This window comes from Nocardioides dubius (assembly GCF_039528155.1).
In the GTDB taxonomy this organism is placed as follows: domain Bacteria; phylum Actinomycetota; class Actinomycetes; order Propionibacteriales; family Nocardioidaceae; genus Nocardioides; species Nocardioides dubius.
In genome coordinates this window covers 1-18,767 of record NZ_BAAALG010000010.1, presented here as the reverse complement: position 1 = coordinate 18,767, position 18,767 = coordinate 1, and the positions used below count along the sequence as shown (strand labels likewise).

The following is an 18,767-nucleotide window of genomic DNA, read 5'->3' as shown; positions in this document are numbered from 1 at the left end:
GCTGGGGTTCAGCTAGATCACTTGGTGATCTTGGTGACGCGACCGGCACCGACGGTGCGGCCACCCTCACGGATGGCGAACTTCAGGCCCTCGTCCATGGCGATGGGCTGGATGAGCTCGACGGACATCTCGGTGTTGTCACCGGGCATGACCATCTCGGTGCCCTCGGGAAGGGTCACAACGCCCGTCACGTCCGTGGTACGGAAGTAGAACTGCGGACGGTAGTTGTTGAAGAACGGCGTGTGACGGCCGCCCTCCTCCTTCGAGAGGATGTAGACCGAGGCCTCGAAGTTGGTGTGCGGGGTGGTGGTGCCCGGCTTGATCACGACCATGCCGCGCTCGACGTCCTCGCGCTTGGTGCCACGAAGCAGCAGACCCACGTTCTCGCCGGCCTGGCCCTCGTCGAGGAGCTTGCGGAACATCTCGACACCGGTCACGGTGCTCTTCTGGGAGCCCTCGCGGATGCCGACGATCTCGACCTCCTCGTTGACCTTGACGATGCCGCGCTCGATGCGACCGGTGATGACGGTGCCACGACCGGTGATCGTGAAGACGTCCTCAACGGGCATCAGGAACGGCTTGTCGATCTCGCGCTCCGGCTGCGGGATGTACTCGTCGACAGCCGCCATGAGCTCGAGAACCGACTTGCCCCACTTCTCGTCGCCCTGCAGCGCCGGGTGAGCGGCGATGCGCACGACCGGGATGTCGTCGCCCGGGTACTCGTACTCGGAGAGGAGCTCGCGCACCTCCATCTCGACGAGCTCGATGAGCTCCTCGTCGTCGACCATGTCGCACTTGTTGAGCGCGACGACCAGAGCCGGCACGCCGACCTGGCGAGCGAGCAGCACGTGCTCGCGGGTCTGCGGCATGGGGCCGTCGGTCGCGGCAACCACCAGGATCGCGCCGTCCATCTGCGCGGCACCGGTGATCATGTTCTTGATGTAGTCGGCGTGACCCGGGCAGTCAACGTGCGCGTAGTGACGCTGCTCGGTCTGGTACTCGACGTGCGCGATCGAGATGGTGATACCGCGCTGGCGCTCCTCCGGAGCCTTGTCGATCTCGTCGAACGGCGTGAACGGGTTCAAGTCCGGGTACGCGTCGTGCAGCACCTTGGTGATGGCTGCGGTCAGCGTGGTCTTGCCGTGGTCGATGTGACCGATCGTGCCGATGTTGACGTGCGGCTTGGTCCGCTCGAACTTCGCCTTAGCCACTGGGGCTCCTCCTGGGTTGTGTTTTTCTTGACTCGTATGGGGTGGAACTGGTTACTGCGCCGAGGGCTCCGGCAGTAGTCGGTTGACTACTCGCCGCGGGCCTTCTTGATGATCTCGTCGGCGACGTTCGTGGGAACCTCGGCGTACGAGTCAAACTCCATCGAGTACGACGCCTGACCGGAGGTCTTGGACCTCAGGTCGCCAACGTACCCGAACATCTCGGAAAGGGGGACGAGGGCCGAGACGATCAGATCGCCGTGCCGCTCCTCCTGCGCGCGGATCTGGCCACGGCGGGAGTTGATGTCGCCGATCACGGTACCGAGGTAGTCCTCGGGGGTGGTGACCTCAACGGCGAACATCGGCTCCAGCAGGACCGGCTTCGCCTGACGCGCGGCCTCCTTGAAGGCCTGCTGTCCGGCGATCTTGAAGGCCAGCTCGGAGGAGTCGACGTCGTGGTACGCGCCGTCCTCGAGGCTGAACTTCACGTCGACCATCGGGTAGCCGGCGAGAACACCGAACTCGAGGGCCGACTGGCCACCCTGGTCGACCGACGGGATGTACTCGCGCGGCACGCGACCACCGGTGACGTTGCTGACGAACTCGTAGCCAGCACCCAGGCCGGTCTCGGGGTCGATGTTCGGCTCGAGGCTGACCACAACCTTGGCGAACTGACCCGAACCACCGGTCTGCTTCTTGTGGGTGTAGCTGTGGTTCGCGACCTTCTGGCGGATGGTCTCGCGGTAGGCGACCTGCGGCTTGCCGACGGTGGCCTCGACGCGGAACTCGCGCTTCATCCGGTCGACGAGGATCTCCAGGTGGAGCTCGCCCATGCCGGCGATGATGGTCTGGCCGGTCTCCTCGTCGGTCTTGACGACGAAGGTCGGGTCCTCCTCGGACAGACGCTGGATGGCGACGCCGAGCTTCTCCTGGTCGGACTTCGTCTTCGGCTCGATGGCGACCTCGATCACCGGGGCCGGGAACGTCATCGACTCGAGAACGACCGGGTTCTGCTGGTCGGAGAGGGTGTGACCGGTCTTGGTGTCCTTCAGACCCATCACAGCCACGATCTGACCGGCACCGACCGACGCGATCTCCTCACGCTTGTTGGCGTGCATCTGGTAGACCTTGCCGATGCGCTCCTTGCGACCGTTGGACGCGTTGAGCACGGTGCCGCCGGCCTCGAGCTTGCCCGAGTACACGCGGACGTAGATCAGCTTGCCCAGGTGCGGGTCGGTGGCGATCTTGAACGCCAGCGCGGAGAGCGGCTCGTCGTCGGACGGCTTGCGCTTGATCTCGACCTCTTCGTCGTTGGGCTTGTGACCCACGATGGCCTCGATATCCATCGGCGACGGGAGGTAGTCGACGACCGCGTCGAGCAGGGGCTGGACGCCCTTGTTCTTGAACGCGGTGCCGCACAGGATCGGGTTGAGCTCACCGGCGAGGGTCGCGCGACGGATGGCGGCCTTGAGGGTCGGCACGTCGAACGTGTCGCCGTCCTCGAGGTAGACCTCCATCGTCGCGTCGTCGGCCTCGGCGAGGGTCTCGACGAGCTTCTCGCGGTACTCGGCAGCCTTGTCGGCGAGGTCGGCGGGGATCTCCTCGACGACGTAGTCCTCGCCGGTCTTGGTCTCGCCGCGCCAGACCTTGGCGTTCATCTCGACCAGGTCGACGACGCCCTCGAAGTCACCCTCGGCGCCGATCGGCAGCTGGAGGATGAGCGGGGTGGCGTTGAGCTTCGAGACGATGGTCTCGACGACGCGGTAGAAGTCAGCACCCGTGCGGTCAAGCTTGTTGACGAAGCACATGCGGGGAACCTGGTACTTGTTCGCCTGGCGCCACACGGTCATCGACTGGGGCTCAACGCCGGCAACGCCGTCGAACACGGCGACGGCACCGTCGAGAACGCGGAGCGAACGCTCCACCTCGACGGTGAAGTCCACGTGGCCCGGGGTGTCGATGATGTTGATCTGGTGCTTCTTCCACCAGCAGGTGGTAGCAGCAGAGGTGATCGTGATGCCACGCTCCTGCTCCTGCTCCATCCAGTCCATCGTCGCCGAACCCTCGTGGGTGTCGCCGATCTTGTAGTTGATGCCGGTGTAGAAGAGGATGCGCTCAGTCGTGGTGGTCTTGCCGGCGTCGATGTGCGCCATGATGCCGATGTTGCGGACCACGCTGAGGTCGGTGGTGATGTCGACAGCCACTTAGGTGTCGTCCCTTCGGGAAGTTTCGGAGATGAGTCCGGGCTCGGGAGCCCAGGTCACCAGCGGTAGTGAGCGAAGGCCTTGTTGGACTCGGCCATCTTGTGCGTGTCCTCACGCTTCTTCACAGCGGCACCAAGACCGTTGCTCGCGTCGAGGATCTCGTTCATGAGGCGCTCGGACATCGTCTTCTCACGACGGTCCTTGGCGTAGCCCACGAGCCAACGCAGCGACAGGGTGGTCGCACGGTTCGGCTTGACCTCGATCGGCACCTGGTAGGTCGCACCGCCGACGCGGCGGGACTTGACCTCGATGGCCGGCTTCACGTTGTCGAGCGCACGCTTGAGCGTGACAACCGGGTCGGTGCCGGTCTTCTCGCGGCAACCCTCGAGCGCGGTGTAGACGATGCGCTGCGCAACCTGCTTCTTGCCGTCGAGCAGAACCTTGCTCACCAGCTGGGAGACCAGCGGGGACCCGTAGACGGGGTCGACATCGATCGGACGCTTCGGAGCGGGACCCTTGCGTGGCATCAGCTCTTCTCCTTCTTCGCGCCGTAGCGGCTACGAGCCTGCTTGCGGTTCTTGACACCCTGGGTGTCGAGCGAGCCGCGGATGATCTTGTAGCGGACACCGGGAAGGTCCTTCACACGGCCGCCGCGCACGAGCACGATCGAGTGCTCCTGCAGGTTGTGGCCGACACCCGGGATGTAAGCGGTGACCTCGACGCCACTGGACAGGCGCACACGGGCGACCTTGCGCAGAGCGGAGTTCGGCTTCTTCGGGGTGGTGGTGTACACGCGAGTGCAGACACCGCGACGCTGGGGCGATCCCTTCAGGGCAGGTGTCTTGCTCTTCGACACCTTGTCCTGGCGGCCCTTGCGGACCAACTGCTGAATAGTGGGCACCTGGTGGTTCCCCTTCTGGTTTGATCTCAGGACGCGACAACTTGTCGCGAACGATGGAACTGCGCGTCCGGGAGGTGCTTCAGCCAGGACTGTGCGACCCGAGGTCGGGCGTGTCGTGGCTAGAGCGACCGGGAGGCCCCTTTTCGCGCACGCGCAACGGCCTGGCTGGCCCAGACACGGGAACCAACGGTACTCGCTCGAAATGGGCGGGTCAAAACGGGAACCGAGGCCGGGTCAAGCCGACGCGCCATCCGTTGATGGACGACTACGCCGATCAGCACGCCGAGTGCGGTGAGCAGTCCGCCGACGACCAGGGTCCACCTCGGACCGACCTCCTCGCCGATCCATCCGATCACCGGCGAGCCGATCGGGGTGCCGCCCATCACGATGGTCATGTAGAGGGCCATCACCCGGCCCCGGAGCAGCGGATCGGACTCGAGCTGGAGCAGCGTGTTGGCCGAGTTCAGCAGGGTGATCGTGCAGAAGCCGATGGCCGGCACGAAGATCACGAACATCCAGTACGCCGGCAGCAGCGCGGCGACCACGTTCGCGGCGGCGAAGCCCAGGCCGGCGACCACCACCAGCCGCAGCCCGATCCGGGTCCGCCGGGCGGCGAGCAGGGAGCCGGCCAGCGAGCCGATCGCCATGATCGAGCCGATCAGGCCGAACTCCCCGGCTCCGAGGCCGTAGACCTCGGTCGCCATCAGCGCGGAGGTGATCTGGAAGTTCATCCCGAAGGTGCCGGCGAAGAAGACGATGATCATCAGCATCACCATCCGCGGCTGGCTGCTCACGTAGCGCACCCCGGCCCGGAGCATCCCCGGCTCGCGCGGCAGCGGCGTCGGCGAGTGCAGTGCCGCGGTGTCCATCCGCTGCAGCTGGCCGATCACCGCGACGTAGGAGACGGCGTTGATCAGGATCACCCAGCCGGTGGCCTCGACTCCCCCGCCCAGTGCGCCGATCATCAGCCCGGCCAGTCCCGGGCCCAGGATGCGCGCGGTGTTGAAGGTGGCGGAGTTCAGGCTGACGGCGTTCCCGATGTCCGCGCCGTCGACCATCTCGGAGACGAAGGCCTGGCGGGCCGGCGCATCGAAGGCAGAGCCGACGCCGAAGAGCAGGGCGATCAGGTAGACGTGCCAGGGCTGGGCGACGCCGGTGACGGCGACCAGGCCCAGGGCCAGGGAGGCGAGGCCCATCGAGGCCTGGGTGATCTGCAGCAGCCGGCGCTTGGAGATCCGGTCGGCGATGACGCCGGCATAGGGCGAGAGCAGGAGCACCGGGAGGAACTGCAGGCCCGTGGTGATGCCCAGGGCGGTGCCGCTGCCGGTGAGGACCAGGATCAGCCAGTCCTGTGCCACGCGCTGCATCCAGGTGCCGATGTTCGACACCAGACTGCCCGCGGCGTACTTGCGGTAGTTCGGGTTGGCAAGGGAGCGGAAGGTGGGGCTCAAGAGGTCGGGTCAGTCTCCTTGGGCTAGGCGTTCGATGATCGGAGCCGCCTGGCGCAGCACGGCGCGCTCGTCGGCGGTCAGGTCGGCCAGGCGACGGGTGAGCCAGGCATCGCGGCTGGCGCGGTCGGCGAGGACCATGTCGCGGCCGCGGGCGGTGAGGCTGACCAGCACCTGGCGCCGGTCGGTGTCATGCGGGCGCCGCACCACCAGGCCCTGCTCGGCCAGCCACTTCACGGTGCGGGTCATCGACGGCGGCTGCACCCGTTCGATCTGGGCGAGCTCGGCCAGGCCGAGCTCGCCGCGACGATAGAGCACGCCGAGCGCGGACATCGTGCTCAGGCTCAGCTCGTTGTCGGGATGCCGCTCCCCCATCAGCCGGCGACGCAGGCGCATCACCGACACCCGGAGCTCCGCGGCGAGCCCGGCGTCGGTTCTCGAGACCTTCTGCACAGTCGGCATGTCGTTAGCATAAGTCATTACTCTTGCTAACTATTCCCCGACGGCCGAGCCCGCCGCGCACCCCCGACGCTCAGGCGCTGACCTGCTCCTCGGTGATCGCCGCCCGCACCCGATCGGCGAGCTCCACGAAGGCCGGCAGCGAGCGGATCGCCTCGATCGGCGCACGCGTTCCGGCCGGGTCCGCGAAGACCGCCGGCTCGTCGAGCACGATCCGGCCCGGTCGCGGACTCATCACCAGCACCCGCGAGCCGAGGAAGACGGCCTCCTCCACGCTGTGCGTGATGAACAGGATCGTCTGCCCGGTGGCCCGCCAGATCTCCAGCAGCTCCCCCTGCAGACGCTCCCGGGTCAGGGCGTCGAGAGCACCGAAGGGCTCGTCCATCAACACGATGGAGGGCTCGTTGGCGAGCACCCGGGCGATCTGGCAGCGCTGCTGCATGCCGCCGGAGAGCTGATAGGGCCGATGCCGGGCGAACTCGCCGAGGGCGACCAGCTCCAGGTACCGCGCGGCCTCCTCCCGCCGCCGGGCCCGGCCGACGCCACGAAGACGCGGGCCGAGCTCGACGTTGCCCGCCACGGTCAACCACGGGAACAGGTTGGGCGCTTGGAAGACCACGCCGCGGTCGGGGCCGGGCCCGAGCACCCGTCGTCCGCCGACGCGCACCTCGCCCGCACTGGGCTGCTGGAACCCGGCCAGCAGCCGCAACAGCGTGGTCTTGCCGCACCCGGACGGCCCGGCGATGGTCACGAACTCCCCCGGTTGCACGCTCAGATCGACCCCCGAGAGTGCGTCGACCCGGACGCCGCCCGTGGTGAAGTGCTGGCCGACCCCGAGGAAGTCGACCCGCTCCGCATCGCCGGACCGCGGGCTCACTCGCCGACCCGCTGGGCCGGTCCGGCGTCGACGTGCGCGACGTAGTCGGCCTTCGGCGCCACCGCATCGATCTCGCCGAGGTCGCCGAGGAACCCGGCGGTGACGAAGAGGTCCTCGGCGAGCTTGCCACCGAGGTAGTCGGCGCCCGCCTGCTGCGCCGCATCGAGGAAGAGCAACCCCGCCGACTGGGCGGTGGCCTCCTCAGGCGTGATCCCGAGGACGACCGCGATCGACTCGGCGGCGGCGTCGGGGTCCGAGGCGATCAGCTTGACGGCGTGGTCCTGGACCTTCGCCCACAGATCGACGAACTCCGGGTTGGCTGCCGCGAACGCGCGGTCCACGGTGCCGACGTCGAAGGTCGGCCGGCCCAGCTCCGCGGTGTCCGCGCTGGAGAGGAGCCGGGTCCCGCCGTCGCCGAGCAGCTGGCTCTGCGCCGGCTCCCAGACCCACGCCGCGTCGATCTCGTCGCCCTGCCAGGCGGCCGGCATCTGCTCGGGCTCGAGGTTGATCACCTCGACGTCGCGCCCGGCCTGGAGGCCCTCCTCCGCCAGCGCCTGCAGCAACGAGTAGTGCGCCGTGCTGCTGAACGGAACCGCGACCTTCTTGCCCTTGAGGCCGGACACCTCGGTGATCGACGGGTCGCGCACGATCAGCGACTCGGCGTCACCGATCACGTCGTGGATCCAGATCACCTCGATGTCGACGTCGTCGACCAGCGGCGCCGACGCCGACTTGGTGGCCGGCGCCGAGCCCATCAGGCCGAGGTCCACCTCGCCGCTGCCGTAGTACTTGAGCACGTCACCACCCGACGCGGCCTGGACCCAGCTGACCTCGGCCTTCGGCGCACAGGCCTCCAGCAGTCCGAGGTCCTTGACCACCACGTCGGCGTTCGGGATCGCCTGCCAGGCGATCCGGACCTTTCCGGTGATCGACTCGTCCGGCGCCCACGGGCAGTCGGAGTCGACCGAGGCGCTCGCCTCGCGGTCGCCGTCGACGCACCCGGTCAGGGCGAGCGGGAGGGCCAGGGCGCCGATCAGGGCAGGCGCCCAGCGCCGGCGTCCGGGAACAGGGTTGATCTTCACGCGGGTACTCCTTCGTGCGCGTTGCGCGCTCTCATGCCTTGCCCCGCCAGGGGACGAGGACCTTTTCCAGGGACTTGATCCCGAGATCGAGGAGGATCGCCGCGAACCCGATCACGAGGATGCAGGCGAGGACCAGGGCGGTGTTGAGCTGCTGCCCGGCGAGGTAGGCGAGGCCGCCGATGCCGGGGATGCCGTTGGCTATCTCCGCGGCGACCACGGTCGTCCACGCGAAGCCCACCGCGACCCGGATGCCGGTCAGGATCTCCGGCAGGGTGGCCGGCAGGACCACCGCGGTGAGCGTCTGGCGCCGCGACGCACCGAGCGAGCGGACGGCGTTGAGCTGATCCTCGCGGACACCCCGCACACCCCCGATCGTCGACATCGCGATCGGCGGGAAGGCGGCCAGGAAGAGCAGCCAGATCTTCGACTGGTCGCCGATGCCGGCCCAGACGATGAGCAGGCCGATGTAGGCCAGCGGCGGCAGCGAGCGCAGGAAGTTCAGGTAGGGCTCCAGGATCACGCCCACCCAGGTGAAGCTGCCCATCACCAGCCCGAGCGGAATGGCGACGAGGATCGCGGCGCCGACGCCGATCCCGATCCGCTGCAGGCTGGCCAGCAGGTGCTCCCAGAGGTAGTAGTTCTGCTCGCCGCGCACCATCCGGTCCGAGCCCTCGGCGATCGGGTGCAGGCTGTTGGCGCGCACGAACGCGTCCCAGACCGCCTGCGGCGACGGCAGGTACAGCGGCCGGACCACCTCGGCCGCGGTCACCGCCCACCAGATCCCGACGAAGACCAGGAGGGACGCCACCTGGACCACGAGCACACGGCTGCTCGGACGTGCCACAGATCCCCCTGACCTTGGAATATTAAGTCAGGCAGTTTTATACACTTAATCGGATGTGGGTGCACGCCCTCTCAGGTCCTGAGACGCGAAACGGCCCGGACCCCGTGCGGGATCCGGGCCGTCCGAACGACGACGCTGGGTCAGTTCACCCAGCCACTGATCGGCGTGTAGGCGAAGTAGACGACGAAGAGTGCCGCGACCAGCCACATCAGCGGGTGCACCTCGCGGACCTTGCCGACGACGAGCTTGATCAGCACGAAGCTGACGAACCCGGCGCCGATGCCGACGCTGATCGAGTAGGCGAACGGCATCAGGACCAGGGTGAGGAAGGCCGGGATCGCGATCTCGACGTCACGCCAGTCGATCTCGGTGACCTGCTGCATCATCAGGAAGCCGACCAGGACCAGCGCCGGGACGGCCGCCTCGGACGGGATCGCACCGACCAGCGGGGTGGCGAACATGGCGACCAGGAAGAGCAGACCGGTGACCACGGAGGCCAGACCGGTGCGGGCACCCTCGCCGACGCCGGAGGCCGACTCGATGTAGGAGGTGTTCGAGGAGACACCGGCAGCGCCACCGGCGATCGCGGCGACCGAGTCGACGACCAGGATCCGCTGCGCGTTGGGCGGCACGCCCTCCTCGTCGTTGAGGCCGGCCTCGGCACCGATCGCGGTCATCGTGCCCATGGTGTCGAAGAAGTCGGCGAGCAGCAGCGAGAAGACCAGCAGCAGCGCGGCCAGGACGCCACCCTCGACGCTGTCGAAGGCACCGAAGAGGTTGAACTCGCCGAGGGTGTCCAGGTCGGGCATGCCGAACGGGTTGCCGCTCAGCGACGGCACGCTCAGCGCCCAGCCGCCGGCCTTCTCCGACGCCTTGCCCAGGTCGCCGACGGCCTCCACGATCACCGCCAGCACGGTGGTGAGGGCGATGCCGATCAGGATCGCGCCGCGGACCTTGCGCACCCAGAGCGCGATCATCAGCAGCAGGCCGACGGCGAAGACCAGCACCGGCCAGCCGGAGAGGTGGTTGTTGGCGCCCAACTGCACCGGGACGGTGGTCATCGCGGCGTCCGGGACCCGGGTCACGAAGCCCGAGTCGACGAAGCCGACCAGCGCGATGAAGAGACCGATGCCGACGGAGATCGCGACCTTGAGCTGCTGCGGAACCGCGTGGAAGACCGCCTTGCGGAACCCGGTGAGCACCAGGATCAGGATGACGATGCCCTCCAGCACCACCAGGCCCATCGCGTCGGCCCAGGTGGACTGCTTGGCGATGGTGGTGGCCACGAAGACGTTGAGGCCGAGGCCGGTCGCCAGCGCCAGCGGGAAGTTGGCGGCCGTGCCCATCAGGATGGTCAGCAGGCCGGCCACCAGCGCGGTCGCGGCGGCGATCGCGGGGATGCCCGCACCGGGGGTCGTGCCACCGGCGAGGAACTGACCCTCCGAGTCCGCGGCGAAGCCGAGGATCAGCGGGTTCAGCACCACGATGTAGGCCATCGTCAGGAACGTGACGAGACCACCACGCACCTCTTGGCCGATGGTCGAGCCGCGCTCGGAGATCTTGAAGAATCGATCGAGGGCGGATCCGCCCGATGTCTGGGTACTCACAAGCCTGACACTCTGTCAGAAGTGCGCCCGCTGCGCCATGGAGGGTTCCACGTCCACGTGCCCTGATGTGGCCTGAGCCGCATCCGCGCAGTGTCCGGGCTCGTGTCGGCGCGCAGCGCGCGACGGACTAGATTGGCCCTGTGGAACCCGAGCAGCAGCCCACCCGCCACGAGATCGGCAAGCGCACCTTCCTGGTCGCCGACGTCGAGCCCCTCGATGTGGACGGCGTGCGCACCCTGGAGGTCGGCACCGCCCTGTGGCTGGTCGCCTTCGTGGCCCTGCTGCCGTTCTACGGCAGCCTCAGCGACGACGGCCGGCTGTGGTGGCTGTGGACCTGCCTGGCCGGCTTCGGCCTCGGCCTCTTCGGCCTGGAGTACTGCCGGCGTCGCCGGGCGGCGACGCGCGGCTAGCTGCCCCCACGCTGGGCGCGGCCGCCCGCCGGCGAGGCGTCAGAGCGCCTCGAGGTCGTCGCGCAGGGTGTCGACCACCGGCTCCGGCAGCGGCGGCGGCTGCTGCTTCTTGGTCAGCTTGACCTCCGAGTGCGCACCGCAGCCATGCCCGAACGCGACCACGCGGCCGTCGTCGTTGGCGTCGCCGTTGGCACAGACGCCGAAGGTCTCGCTCAGCGACCCGGCGATCCGGAGCAGGAAGCCGCACGAGAAGCAGTTGGCGGGCGCGGCCTGGGCGAGCGGCGACTCGGGGCCGGGCTCACCGTCGTACCAGCGCTGCGCGGCGGACTCGATGCCCTCCGGCGAGAGGGTGCGGATCCGGCCGAGGCCGAGGTCCTGGGCGACCTGGCGCACCTGAGCCTTGGCGTCGGCGTCGAGCGGGTCGTCGCCGAAGGAGTAGGTGGGGACCAGCCGCGGGTCGTCCTCGTCGACCGGGAGCAGGTCGCCCGGCGAGAGGTCGCCCGGACGGATCCGCTCGCGGTAGGGCACCCACTGCGGGGCGACGATCGACTCGACGCCGGGGATCAGCACGACCTCGGCCACCGTCGGCTTCTGCCGCGGTGCGCGGGTGACGGTCACCGACCAGCGCCACCCGTGGTAGCCCTTGGCCTCGCAGGCGAACAAGTGGGAGCCGACACGGTCGCCCTCGGCCTCGAAGCCGAGGTGCTCTCCTACCGAGGTGGGGTCGACGTCGGCCACCAGCGCAGCGCGGGCCACCTCGACGGCGGCCACGAGGGCAGCGTCGGCCTTGGTGCGGGTTGTCGCGATCACAGCGTGATTGTGTCCCATCGGTCCACGTATTGTCTTGCCGGGTGGACCAGAGAACGGTGACGCGGGGGTGGCAGGTGCCGGTTCCAAGGCTCGGACAGGCAGGATGAACCCATGACTGGCCAGCACCCGCACGGCTCGGAGCCCGAGTCTGCTCCCGACTCGTTCGGCCAGTCCTGGCCGAACGAGGGAACGCCGCCGCCCACCGCCGGGGAGAACGCCGTCAGGTTCGCCAAGGCCACCGGCGTCGGTGCGCGTGCGGTCGCCCGTGGCACCGCCAAGGCGTCGAAGGCGACGGTGCGCGCGGCTCGCAAGGCCTCGCACGCCCAGGGCGCCGGAGCCTCGGGCCTCTCCCGGCTGATCGAGGTGCATGCGATCAACACCGCCGGCGACACCGCGGTGGCGATCGCGCTGGCCAACACCCTGTTCTTCGCCGGCGCCACCAGCGAGGCGCGCGGCCAGGTCGCCCTCTTCCTCGGCCTGACCATGCTGCCGTTCGCGATCGTGGCACCGCTGATCGGACCGTTCCTCGACCGCTTCAGTCACGGCCGGCGCTGGGCGATCGGCGCCACCATGGCGATCCGCGCCTTCCTGTGCTGGATCCTCGCCTCGGCAGTGCTCACCGAGTCGACCCTGATGTTCCCGGCTGCCCTAGGCGTGCTGGTCTCCTCCAAGGCCTACGGCATCACCAAGGCGGCGGCCGCCCCACGCCTGATGCCGGAGGGCTTCACCCTGGTCAAGGCGAACGCCCGGATCTCGCTCTCCGGCGTGGTCGGGGCCGCCGTGTCGGCCCCGATCGCCGGGCTCTTCTCCCTGCTCGGCCCCGAGTGGGTGCTGCGCTACGGCTTCGTCGTCTTCATCGGCGCCACCATCCTGGCGATCCTGCTCCCGGCCAAGGTGGACTCCTCGGCCGGCGAGGTGCGCCTGGAGCTCATGCCCGGCCCGTCGGCCCAGGGGAACCGCCGCTCGAGCCGGGTGGTCGCGGGCATCCCCCGCCAGGTGCTGTTCGCGTTGAAGGCCAACTGCGGCCCCAAGTTCCTGGTCGGGTTCCTGACCATGTTCATGGCGTTCCTGCTGCGCGAGCATCCGATCGCCGGTTGGGAGGAGCGGCCCGAGCTGCTGATGGGCCTGGTGATCGGCGCGGCCGGACTCGGCAACACCCTCGGCGTCGCGCTGGCCTCGATCCTCAAGCGGATCAACCCGGCGATCACGGTGGTCCTGGTGCTGCTGATCGACGCCGGCATGGTGCTGGTCGCGGCCCTCTTCTACGGGTTGGTCCCGCTGATCGCGCTCGGTCTGTGCGCCGGGATGTGCCAGTCGCTGGGCAAGCTCTCCCTCGACTCCACCATCCAGACCCACGTCCACGAGCGAGTCCAGACGAGCGCCTTCGGCCGCTCCGACACGCTGTTGCAGTTCGCCTGGGTGATCGGCGGGTTCGTGGGCGTCGCGATGCCGCTCAACCCGCGTCTGGGCCTCGGCGTCGCGTTCGCGGTGCTGTCGGCCTGGAGCATCTACCTGCTCGGCGGCAGGATCCGCGCCCGCCTCGCTCCCCCACCGTCGCCGGCGGCTGAGACGACGATCCGGATGGACCACCCGCAGGGGTGACCTGCGGGCTGGGGCTCAGCGCTCCAGCTCGTCGGCGAGCGCCCGCAGCAGCTTGGCGGTGGGCGCGGCGGTCCGCGACTCGGGGTGCCGGCCGCGGCGGTAGGTCTCGCCGACGCCGTCGAGCAGACGGATCAGGTCCTCGACGATGGTGACCATCTGCTCGGGCGCCTTGCGCTGCGCCCGGGACTGGCTGCGCGCCACCGAGCCGCGCGCCTCGACGACCCGCACCTGCAGGGCCTGGTCGCCCTTGCGGCCCTGGGCGATGCCGAACTCGACGCGGGCACCGGGCTTGAGCGCCTTGAGGCCCTCGGGAAGCGCCTCGGCACGCACGTAGACGTCGGGGCCGCCGTCGTCCTGTGACAGGAAGCCGAAGCCCTTCTCAGCGTCGTACCACTTCACCTTGCCAGTGGGCACCGTTGTCGTCCTCTTCGTCCGTCGAGCTCAGCCGCGGCGGGTGCGCGGCTGTACAGGGTACAGCCGCGCGGGATTGAACGAGGCCGGTGGTGGATGTCACCATGGATGCTTCGGCATACCGGATGACGTGGGGCGGGAGATGGCGAGGCGACTGCGTGCTGCTGCGCTGGCTGGCGCATCGGTCCTGGCTGCCCTGACGACGCTGCTCCCGCTCCCCGCGACAGCCTCCGCAGCGCCGTCAGCCGTTGCGGTCGGCGGCGAGGATCTCTACCTGATCGCGATGGTCGGGCCCGGCACCGCGGGCTACCGCGGCCCGCTCTCGACGGCCGACTACCGGGCCGGGTTGATGATCCGGCAGCAGGCGGTGCTCACCGCGCTCGACGCCACTGCGGAGAGCCGGTGGACCACCGCCCTCTCCGGGATGAGCGTGCGTCTCGACCCTGCGCGGGCGCAGGCCGCCGCCGGCCTGCCCGGGGTGCAGCTGGTCCAGCCGGACCGGGTGCACCAGGTGGCCGCCGCCCCACGCTCCCCTGCCACCGGCGCGCCGCCGTCCGACACCGGGCGCGGAGGCCGTGGCACCGTGGTCGGCTTCGTCGACACCGGCATCGACGCCGCCAACCCGGCCTTCGTGGGCAGCACCCGGCTCGGTCCGGCTCCCGAGCGGTTCCGGGGCGGCTGCCCGCAGCTGTGGGGGGCGCTCACCTGCACCGACAAGGTCGTCGGCGCCCGGTACTTCGTCAAGGCGTTCGGATCGCAGAACCTGCGCGCCGGCGCCTCGGTCTCCGCCCACGACGACCAGGGCCACGGGACCATGGTCGCCTCCTTGGCGGTCGGCAACCAGACCACCGTGGCGGCTGCGCAGAAGCCGGCAAGCAGCCGCTTCAGCGGGATCGCGCCCGACGCCAGGGCCGCCGTCTACAAGGCCTGCTGGGAGGCGCCCGACCCTGACCAGGACGGCTGTGCGAGCGCCGACGTGGTCGCCGCCATCGACCAGGCGGTCGCCGACCGGGTGGACGTGCTGAACCTGGCGATCCGCGGATCGGGCACCCGCGACGTCGTTGCCCTCGCCCTGCTCGGGGCCGCCGAGAGCGACATCGCGGTGGTCGCCGCGGCCGGCAACGAGGCCGGCCGGATCGGCTACCAGGACCCGTGGGTCACCGCCGTGGGCGCGGCCACCACCGGCTACCCCCGCGGCGAGCTCCGGCTCGGCGACGGCACCCGGCTGCGCGGTCTGCTCACGACCGGAGGCACCGACGGGCCACGGCGGGTGGTGGCCGCATCCAGCCTCGCAGCGGCCGGTGCCAGCGCCGACGAGGCCCGGATCTGCGCTCCCGGCTCGCTCGACGCGGGCCGGGCCGCCGACCGCATCGTGGTGTGCGAGCGCGGCGCCGTCGCCCGGCTCACCAAGGCGGAGACCGTCCGCCTGGCCGGCGGCGCGGCGATGGTGCTGGTCAACGGCCGCGGCGACGAGCTCGCGGCCGACCGTCCTGCGCTGCCCACCCTGAGCGTCTCTGCCGCCAAGGGCCGAGCGCTGCGGGAGCGCCTGGCCCAGGGCGCCGCCCGCGGCACGATCATCGCCGTCGCGTCGAGCGCACCGGCCCGCGCCACCCGTTGGTCGGCCACCGGCTCCCGGCGAGCGGCGGCGGTCAAGCCCGACCTGCTGGCGCCCGGCCTCGGCGTCCTGGCCGCGACCAGCTCAGCCACCGGCCGGGGCCGATGGGACGTGCTCAGCGGCACCTCCGCCGCCGCGGCCCAGGTCGCCGGCGCGGCAGCCAGGGTGCGGGCCCGGCATCCCGAGTGGAGCCAGGCGGCCGTCCGCTCCGCGCTGGTCGGCACCGCCGTGCCCACCGCCGGCGACGCCACGCTGCGCCAGGGTGCGGGCGTGCTGGACGTCGACGCGGCCGTCGCACCGGGGTTGGTGCACGACGTCGCCCCCGGCCGCTACCGGCGGGTGCTGGAGACCGGCAGTGGCGAGGTCAACCAGTCCGCACTGATCGTCACCGGCCTGCGCGGGAGCGGCAGCTACCGGCGCACCCTCACCAACGTGCGCGCGAACGCCCGCTACTGGTCGGTGCGCGCGCATGGCTTCACCGGACACCGGGTCAGCGTGCGCCCGGTCGCGGTCAAGGTCGGCGCCGGTGCACACGCCCACTACACGATCACCGTGAGCCGGCTGCCGGGCCGAGCCCCGGCCACCGACGACGGATGGATCGTGTGGCGCGACGCGCGCGACAACCGGGTCCGGGTGCCGGTGGTCATCGCGCGCTGAGCAGGCTCAGGCGTCGCGCTTGCGGAAGGCGACCAGGCTGCCGATCAGGACCGCTGCGGTGAAGCCGCCGAAGACGATGAAGCCGCCCCAGGCGCTCAGCGGGTCGCCGAACAGGTCGAGGTCGCGCTGCAGCTCCCCGGAGCTGATGCTCCAGTTCTGGATGATCCGGCCACCGGCGTTGAAGGGCAGGAAGCGGGTCGCCTCGTAGATCCCCTCGTCGCCGTTGATCGCCGCGACGATGCTGAACAGCAGACGCACCATGTTCTCGATGCCGAGCGGCCACAGGTAGAGCATCACCAGCGAGAAGGTCTGGTGGCGGATCAGCACGGTCGTGCCCATCACCAGCCAGGTCAGCAGCACGGTGAAGACGATCCGGCTCCCGATCGCGGTCAACAGGTAGGGCAGATCGAACTCGAAGTCGAGCCCGACGAACCAGAGCAGGGTGACCACCAGCGAGAGCACGCAGGCGATCACCACGATCGCGGCCACCCAGGCACCGACCACCAGCAGCTTCGCCGTCCAGACCGCGGTCCGGTTCGGGACGGCGGTCAGCGTCGCCCGGATCATCCCGTGGCGGTACTCGTGGCCCCACGACAGCACGCCCATGATCGCCACGATGTAGGCGAGCAGGTAGAAGCTCGGGTCCACGTTGGAGAACTGGGTCATCGCGGCGTCCAGGATGAACCGCGAGTAGTCGCCGTCCGGGCTGCCCTCCAGCTCACCGGGGGTGCTCAGCTGGATCGACATCGCCACGAAGAAGGTGAAGCCGACCGCCACCAGGATCGACCCGCCACTGATCCACCAGGTGGAGCGGAGCGAGGTGAGGCGGGCCCATTCGTACTTCAGCGCCGCGTTCACGCCTGTCCTCCGAACTGCTGGTTGGTGCCGGGCTGCTGGGGTTGGTGAGGTGCCTGCTGGGTCGGCGGCGGGGCCCAGCCGCCGGGAGGCTGCTGGTACCCGGGCTGGCCGTACCCGGCGGGAGGCTGGCCGTAGCCGGGCTGCTGGCCGTAGCCGGGCTGCTGGCCGTAGCCGGGCTGCTGCTGCGGAGCCGGCGGCTGGAAGCCGGTCGGCGGGCGCTGGGCCTGGTACTCCTCGGAGCCGCCGGTGATCTGCAGGAACGCCTCCTCGAGGCTGGCGGTGTGGGTGGAGAGCTCGTGCAGCCGGATCTGGTTCTCGAACGCCAGGTCGCCGATCGCGCTGGCGTCCAGGCCGGTCACCTGGACGACGCCGGGCTCGGTCGCCTGCACACTGCCCACCCCGGCCAACCGCTGCCCGATCAGGGCGGCCAGGTCGTGCGCCTGCGGCGTGCGCACCACCACGTGGTTGCCCGCGGCCCGGCTGGTGAAGTCGGAGACCGGCCCGTTCGCGATCATCCGGCCGCGGCCGATCACCACGAGCTCGTCGGCCATCAGCGCCATCTCGGAGAGCAGGTGGCTGGAGACGAAGACCGAGCGCCCCTCGGAGGCCAAGGCCTTCAGCAGGTCGCGCATCCAGCGGATGCCCTGCGGGTCGAGGCCGTTGGCGGGCTCGTCGAGGATCAACGTGTGCGGGTTGCCGAGCAGCGCCGCGGCGAGCCCCAGACGCTGACCCATGCCCAGGGAGAAGGTGCTCGGGGCCTTGCCCGCGACGTCGGAGAGACCCACGATCGCCAGCACCTCGTCGACGCGCCCCTCCGGGATGTCGTTGGCGGTGGCCAGCATCCGCAGGTGGTTGCGCGCGGTGCGGGTCGGGTGGAACGGCTTCGCCTCGAGCAGCGCACCCACCTCACGCATCGGGTTGCGGTACTCGATGAACGGCCTGCCGTCGAAGGTGCAGGTGCCGTGCCCGCGGTCGAGGCCGAGCATCAGGCGCATGGTGGTGGACTTGCCGGAGCCGTTGGGCCCCAGGAATCCGGTGACCGTGCCGGGCCTGACGTCGAAGGAGAGTCCGTTGACGGCCACCTTCCCCTTGTAGCTCTTGCCCAGGCCCCTGGCTTCGATCACTGCCATGCCTGCCTCCTGTTCGTGTTGTGCTGACGTGTCACTGGCTCTCCTGGCCGACGGTGGCGGCTCGATCTCCGAAGAGCACCCGATCCCCCGGCAACAGGGTGAACGGACGACCCGCCGTGAGGTCTCGCGACACGCCCTGGCGGATCAGGATCGAGCCGTTCGTGGAGCCGCGGTCGGTGACCACCAGGGCACCATCACCGGCGAGATGGAACTGGGCGTGGGTCTTCGACAGCGACATGTCCTGTGAGGGCAGGGCGACGGCGTGCCGCACCGGCTCGCCCGGACGCCCCTCCGGGCTGCGCCCGACCAGGGTCAGCCCGGCCACCATCACGGTGTCGCCGGTGTCGAAGGTGAGCCGCCACCCCGACGCCGCGATCCGGCGTCCTGGGGCGCTGCGCGCGAGGGTCGCGCCGTCGGCCGGCTGGCTGGCTGGGGGCCTGGTTGGGGGCTGGGCGGGCTGCGGGGCCGGGGTCAGCGGCGGGCCCCAGGCGGGACGCTGCTCGCGCTGGGGCGGCTGCGGTGCGGGCGGTTGCGGAGCCGGTGGTTGCGGAGCCGGTGGTTGCGGAGCCGGTGGTTGCGGAGCCGGTGGTTGCGGAGCCGGTGGTTGCGGAGCCGGTGGTTGCGGAGCCGGTGGTTGCGGAGCC

General features: G+C 70.0%; 18 protein-coding genes. 3 read left to right on the top strand and 15 right to left on the bottom strand.

All coding sequences use genetic code 11. The features are described from left to right. Positions 1-17: 17 nt before the first annotated feature. The 10 genes from tuf to ABD151_RS12330 all read right to left on the bottom strand — a co-directional run bounded on the left by tuf (position 18) and on the right by ABD151_RS12330 (position 10,630). Entirely contained in the window at positions 18-1,211 is a 1,194-nt protein-coding gene (gene tuf, locus ABD151_RS12375; RefSeq protein ID WP_343994766.1) for an elongation factor Tu, read from the bottom strand. Positions 1,212-1,297: 86 nt separating this feature from the next. After that, on the bottom strand, positions 1,298-3,412 hold the full coding sequence (gene fusA / locus ABD151_RS12370; RefSeq protein ID WP_343994764.1) for an elongation factor G: 2,115 nt from the start codon (positions 3,410-3,412) through the stop codon (positions 1,298-1,300). 56 nt (positions 3,413-3,468) lie between these two features. Next, a complete protein-coding gene (rpsG, locus tag ABD151_RS12365) occupies positions 3,469-3,939 on the bottom strand; it encodes a 30S ribosomal protein S7 (protein WP_343994762.1) in 471 nt (156 codons plus the stop codon). Beyond that, positions 3,939-4,313, bottom strand: coding sequence for a 30S ribosomal protein S12 (gene rpsL / locus ABD151_RS12360; RefSeq protein WP_179503044.1), 375 nt, complete (start codon positions 4,311-4,313; stop codon positions 3,939-3,941). The genes rpsG and rpsL overlap by 1 nt, the downstream gene beginning before the upstream one ends. A 119-nt stretch (positions 4,314-4,432) precedes the next feature. Further along, on the bottom strand, positions 4,433-5,764 hold the full coding sequence (locus tag ABD151_RS12355) for an MFS transporter (protein ID WP_343994759.1): 1,332 nt from the start codon (positions 5,762-5,764) through the stop codon (positions 4,433-4,435). Between the two features lie 9 nt (positions 5,765-5,773). Then, entirely contained in the window at positions 5,774-6,223 is a 450-nt protein-coding gene (locus tag ABD151_RS12350; RefSeq protein ID WP_343994757.1) for a MarR family winged helix-turn-helix transcriptional regulator, read from the bottom strand. Between the two features lie 70 nt (positions 6,224-6,293). Further along, positions 6,294-7,097, bottom strand: a complete 804-nt coding sequence (locus tag ABD151_RS12345; protein WP_343994755.1) for an ABC transporter ATP-binding protein — start codon at positions 7,095-7,097, stop codon at positions 6,294-6,296. Next, positions 7,094-8,179 carry a taurine ABC transporter substrate-binding protein gene (locus tag ABD151_RS12340; protein ID WP_343994753.1) on the bottom strand — a complete coding sequence of 362 codons (1,086 nt, stop codon included), beginning with the start codon at positions 8,177-8,179 and terminating at the stop codon, positions 7,094-7,096. Before ABD151_RS12340 ends, ABD151_RS12345 begins: the two co-directional genes overlap by 4 nt. Before the next feature lie 31 nt (positions 8,180-8,210). Next, the gene (locus ABD151_RS12335) at positions 8,211-9,023 is read right to left on the bottom strand and encodes an ABC transporter permease (protein WP_343994751.1); all 813 of its coding nucleotides are present in this window, start codon (positions 9,021-9,023) and stop codon (positions 8,211-8,213) included. Positions 9,024-9,163: 140 nt separating this feature from the next. Continuing rightward, the gene (locus tag ABD151_RS12330) at positions 9,164-10,630 is read right to left on the bottom strand and encodes an NCS2 family permease (RefSeq protein ID WP_343994749.1); all 1,467 of its coding nucleotides are present in this window, start codon (positions 10,628-10,630) and stop codon (positions 9,164-9,166) included. A gap of 140 nt (positions 10,631-10,770) precedes the next feature. On the opposite strand from ABD151_RS12330, the gene ABD151_RS12325 reads away from it, so the two are divergent. Continuing rightward, the gene (locus ABD151_RS12325) at positions 10,771-11,040 is read left to right on the top strand and encodes a DUF2530 domain-containing protein (RefSeq protein ID WP_343994747.1); all 270 of its coding nucleotides are present in this window, start codon (positions 10,771-10,773) and stop codon (positions 11,038-11,040) included. Positions 11,041-11,079: 39 nt separating this feature from the next. On the opposite strand, the gene ABD151_RS12320 is transcribed toward ABD151_RS12325, so the two are convergent. Beyond that, on the bottom strand, positions 11,080-11,850 hold the full coding sequence (locus ABD151_RS12320; RefSeq protein WP_343994745.1) for a DUF3027 domain-containing protein: 771 nt from the start codon (positions 11,848-11,850) through the stop codon (positions 11,080-11,082). Positions 11,851-11,961: 111 nt separating this feature from the next. On the opposite strand from ABD151_RS12320, the gene ABD151_RS12315 reads away from it, so the two are divergent. Beyond that, positions 11,962-13,452 (top strand): MFS transporter, encoded by a 1,491-nt coding sequence (locus ABD151_RS12315; protein ID WP_343994744.1) that lies wholly within the window; start codon positions 11,962-11,964, stop codon positions 13,450-13,452. Between the two features lie 15 nt (positions 13,453-13,467). Here ABD151_RS12315 and ABD151_RS12310 read toward each other — a convergent pair whose 3' ends face one another. Continuing rightward, positions 13,468-13,866 carry a cold-shock protein gene (locus tag ABD151_RS12310; protein WP_343994742.1) on the bottom strand — a complete coding sequence of 133 codons (399 nt, stop codon included), beginning with the start codon at positions 13,864-13,866 and terminating at the stop codon, positions 13,468-13,470. A 139-nt stretch (positions 13,867-14,005) separates the two neighbouring features. Here ABD151_RS12310 and ABD151_RS12305 point away from each other — a divergent pair, with 139 nt between their 5' ends. Further along, on the top strand, positions 14,006-16,135 hold the full coding sequence (locus ABD151_RS12305) for a S8 family serine peptidase (RefSeq protein WP_343994740.1): 2,130 nt from the start codon (positions 14,006-14,008) through the stop codon (positions 16,133-16,135). A 6-nt stretch (positions 16,136-16,141) separates the two neighbouring features. Here ABD151_RS12305 and ABD151_RS12300 read toward each other — a convergent pair whose 3' ends face one another. The 3 genes from ABD151_RS12300 to ABD151_RS12290 are packed head-to-tail and all read right to left on the bottom strand — an operon-like array spanning position 16,142 to position 18,448. Then, positions 16,142-16,993 (bottom strand): ABC transporter permease, encoded by an 852-nt coding sequence (locus ABD151_RS12300; protein WP_343994738.1) that lies wholly within the window; start codon positions 16,991-16,993, stop codon positions 16,142-16,144. Next, positions 16,990-18,123, bottom strand: coding sequence for an ATP-binding cassette domain-containing protein (locus ABD151_RS12295; RefSeq protein ID WP_343994736.1), 1,134 nt, complete (start codon positions 18,121-18,123; stop codon positions 16,990-16,992). The genes ABD151_RS12300 and ABD151_RS12295 overlap by 4 nt, the downstream gene beginning before the upstream one ends. Before the next feature lie 31 nt (positions 18,124-18,154). After that, a complete protein-coding gene (locus ABD151_RS12290; RefSeq protein ID WP_343994734.1) occupies positions 18,155-18,448 on the bottom strand; it encodes an FHA domain-containing protein in 294 nt (97 codons plus the stop codon). Positions 18,449-18,767: the final 319 nt, after the last annotated feature.

Bases quoted from the DNA above. Each gene is read 5' to 3' on its own strand.
- ABD151_RS12315 (WP_343994744.1), top strand. From the start codon at position 11,962: ATGACTGGCCAGCACCCGCACGGCTCGGAGCCCGAGTCTGCTCCCGAC.
- ABD151_RS12305 (WP_343994740.1), top strand. From the start codon at position 14,006: ATGGCGAGGCGACTGCGTGCTGCTGCGCTGGCTGGCGCATCGGTCCTG.
- rpsG (WP_343994762.1), bottom strand. From the start codon at position 3,939: ATGCCACGCAAGGGTCCCGCTCCGAAGCGTCCGATCGATGTCGACCCC.
- ABD151_RS12295 (WP_343994736.1), bottom strand. From the start codon at position 18,123: ATGGCAGTGATCGAAGCCAGGGGCCTGGGCAAGAGCTACAAGGGGAAG.
- ABD151_RS12350 (WP_343994757.1), bottom strand. From the start codon at position 6,223: ATGCCGACTGTGCAGAAGGTCTCGAGAACCGACGCCGGGCTCGCCGCG.